The organism is Catenibacterium sp. GCM10023432, from assembly GCF_042651925.1.
Lineage (GTDB): Bacteria > Bacillota_I > Bacilli_A > Erysipelotrichales > Coprobacillaceae > Catenibacterium > Catenibacterium mitsuoka.
The window spans coordinates 1-2,641 of sequence record NZ_JBHSEB010000084.1 but is presented as its reverse complement, the minus strand read 5'-3'; the positions used below and the strand labels follow the sequence as shown (position 1 = coordinate 2,641).

Here is a 2,641-nt window from a genome sequence, read left to right as displayed (position 1 = left end):
CTTGTTCCGTATATGCCATATATTTTCCTCCATTGCATCATCTTTGGTCCAAGAAATTGTCCGCACCTCCAAATGTCAAAAAAAATGAGCAAATTAATTTCTGTTTTCATTCTTATTTTTCCTATTATGATAATTGCTTTTACTATAGTAGATTTTCAGTCTGAACCGATGGTCAATTACGATAATGAAAAAATATCTATAAAGGCACCATTATGTAGTGAAGAAAGCATTTATTATTCATAGATTAATGAGATAAAATACATCGATTAATTTGATTTTGGTAAGAAAGTGAAAGGACAATTTAATAAGAATTACACTGCTGGATGGTTCAATAATACCAAATATGGAGATTATTATTTGATATCATGTAATGATGTAGAAGATAGTAGGTATTTATATATAAAATCAGATGATAAAGTATTTATATTTAATGTAAAAATGGCTGAAGTATTTTCAAAAACAAACACTCTATCTAAGTAAATTGTTACTTTAGATACAACAATACATTTCGTGAACTAAGAGATCTATACTCTCCTTTCGCTTTATAATAATACAAGCGAAAGGTTTTATTTTATTAGAAATATTTTTAAAGGAGAGCCACCTGTAAGCTCTCCTTTAAATTATTTCTAATTCCAGTAATCTAGTTGATCGTAATCAACATAATTTGTTGATGATGCAAGTTTCTTAAAACTATCTTTATCTACTCTAGCATATTCTTTTATTTTGGAATCATCACTCTTATTTGATTTAGTTACAAGTACATCTGAATTATTAGATATTCTGTAAAAACGATATGCATTCTCCTTTAATATAACTGTATACGATGGCGAACCATAACGCATTTTACTCTCATCATATTTTTGTATACCATCAGGCAGATGATCAACAAAATCAACATCTTTAAGCTTATTAGAAATAGAAGTTGATTTATATAAAGAATATTCTTTCTTCTTTTCTCCACTTGCAGTGACTTCTAATAGATAAGAATTAGAACTAGGTACTACAAACACAGCAACAACAGCAATTAATAAACAAACAATAATAGTTACAATAGTTTTTTTAGATTTCATATGATCTCCTTTATAATTAATAGTTTATCTTAAAATATGAACTAAGAAACTAATTAACATTAACTTAATTTCAAATAAGTTGCACTTGTGTAAGTTAAATTGCCTACTTTAAACTGTATTTTTCTATCAGTTGTTACTTGAGAAGTCTTATAGGTTGCACTTGAAGGATCTAAATATGAAACAGTAAGATAAGAGCTTCCTTCAGCATAACCTCTGATAACACACATATGTCCATTTTGTGAAGATTTAAAACCTGTAATTACAGGCTTATTTGCATTAATGAGATTAATCAATTCCATTGCACTTGGTCCTTGTGATATCACAATTGATTTGATTCCGAATTGACTACTCATTGCCAATTGAGTTTCACCAATAGTTGCACCACGTTTATTTGGATCAATTCCATGATTTCTTGAAATTGTACTTGGAGCCGTATATGGCTTTCCTTTATATTTTGCAACACTGCTAATACAAGTTGCCCAACACGTATAGTTTGTGTCTTGTTTATACTTTGGAATGCTTAAATATTTTGAACTAGAACGAGTTTGCATCAAGTATATTTTTTCCGTTTTTAATTTCGATGCACCATATTTAAGTTCTTTATCTTTAATCATTTCATCTTTTGATATTCTATAAGTAGAATCATCCACATAAATTAGAATATCTATTCCATCATACTCAATTGCATGAACTTTATTAACTGCATAGTTACTAATAGATTTGTCTGTTAAATCCATATAAGTAAATATGCCCTTCGTTTCTGTTAGTATTCCTATAACATGATTTTCACTAAATATTATATAATTGGTATCAGTTGTTAATATTTTTCCATCTTTATACGTAGGTACTGATTCAGAAACAGATAAATTTTCTGATGTAATTTGGCAAGTAGATAGAAAATCTGTAATACACTCCAATACTTCATCTTCAGCTGCAAATACATTTACAGGTAATACACAAGTAAAAATGCATGATAAAACAATCAAGATTTTTTTTACATTATTCTTCATTTCCTTTATCCTCCTATTCTTTGTGATAATGTAAACGTTTACTATAGTTAAATATTATCATGTGATTATGTATTCGTCAACTACTATATAGTTTTTCTATATATTGTCTAACAAATATATTCATGTTACTATTTTCTATGGAGGTAGCCTTATGCCAAAAAAAAATAATAACTTTTTTAAACTAGAAATGTTATTTCTTAAGATTCTTTCAATAAGAGATTGTTATGGGTATGAGATCACTCATTCCATTAAAGAACTTACAAATGGTAAGATAGATATCAAAGAAGGAAGTATGTATCCTGTTCTTTATAAGTTTGAAGATCTAGGCTATATATCAAGTGAGAAAAGGCTTGTTGGAAAGAGAATGACAAGAATATATTATCATTTGGAGCCATCTGGAAAAGAGTACCTAGAGGGCATATATAAAGAATATAAAGAGATGACAAGTATTATTGATACATTTATGGAGGAAGAGCATGACTTATAATAAAAACGTTAAAAAGTATATTAAACAATGTAAGTATCTATTTACTTCTTATGGTAAATCTGAAAAAGAATATA

At 27.9% G+C, this 2,641-nt stretch carries 3 protein-coding genes; 1 reads left to right on the top strand and 2 read right to left on the bottom strand.

All coding sequences use genetic code 11. The annotated features are described in order from the left end of the window. Nucleotides 1-626 precede the first annotated feature (626 nt). Both ACFOZZ_RS10955 and ACFOZZ_RS10950 read right to left on the bottom strand, forming a co-directional pair. Nucleotides 627-1,070 carry a hypothetical protein gene (locus tag ACFOZZ_RS10955; RefSeq protein WP_376815243.1) on the bottom strand — a complete coding sequence of 148 codons (444 nt, stop codon included), beginning with the start codon at nt 1,068-1,070 and terminating at the stop codon, nt 627-629. Between the two features lie 59 nt (nt 1,071-1,129). Continuing rightward, a complete protein-coding gene (locus ACFOZZ_RS10950; protein WP_321107680.1) occupies nt 1,130-2,080 on the bottom strand; it encodes a C39 family peptidase in 951 nt (316 codons plus the stop codon). Between the two features lie 151 nt (nt 2,081-2,231). Here ACFOZZ_RS10950 and ACFOZZ_RS10945 point away from each other — a divergent pair, with 151 nt between their 5' ends. Continuing rightward, entirely contained in the window at nt 2,232-2,567 is a 336-nt protein-coding gene (locus ACFOZZ_RS10945) for a PadR family transcriptional regulator (protein WP_376815242.1), read from the top strand. Nucleotides 2,568-2,641: the final 74 nt, after the last annotated feature.

Excerpts from the sequence above, each read along its gene's own strand:
- ACFOZZ_RS10950 (WP_321107680.1), bottom strand. The coding sequence starts at position 2,080 with ATGAAGAATAATGTAAAAAAAATCTTGATTGTTTTATCATGCATTTTT.
- ACFOZZ_RS10955 (WP_376815243.1), bottom strand. The coding sequence starts at position 1,070 with ATGAAATCTAAAAAAACTATTGTAACTATTATTGTTTGTTTATTAATT.
- ACFOZZ_RS10945 (WP_376815242.1), top strand. The coding sequence starts at position 2,232 with ATGCCAAAAAAAAATAATAACTTTTTTAAACTAGAAATGTTATTTCTT.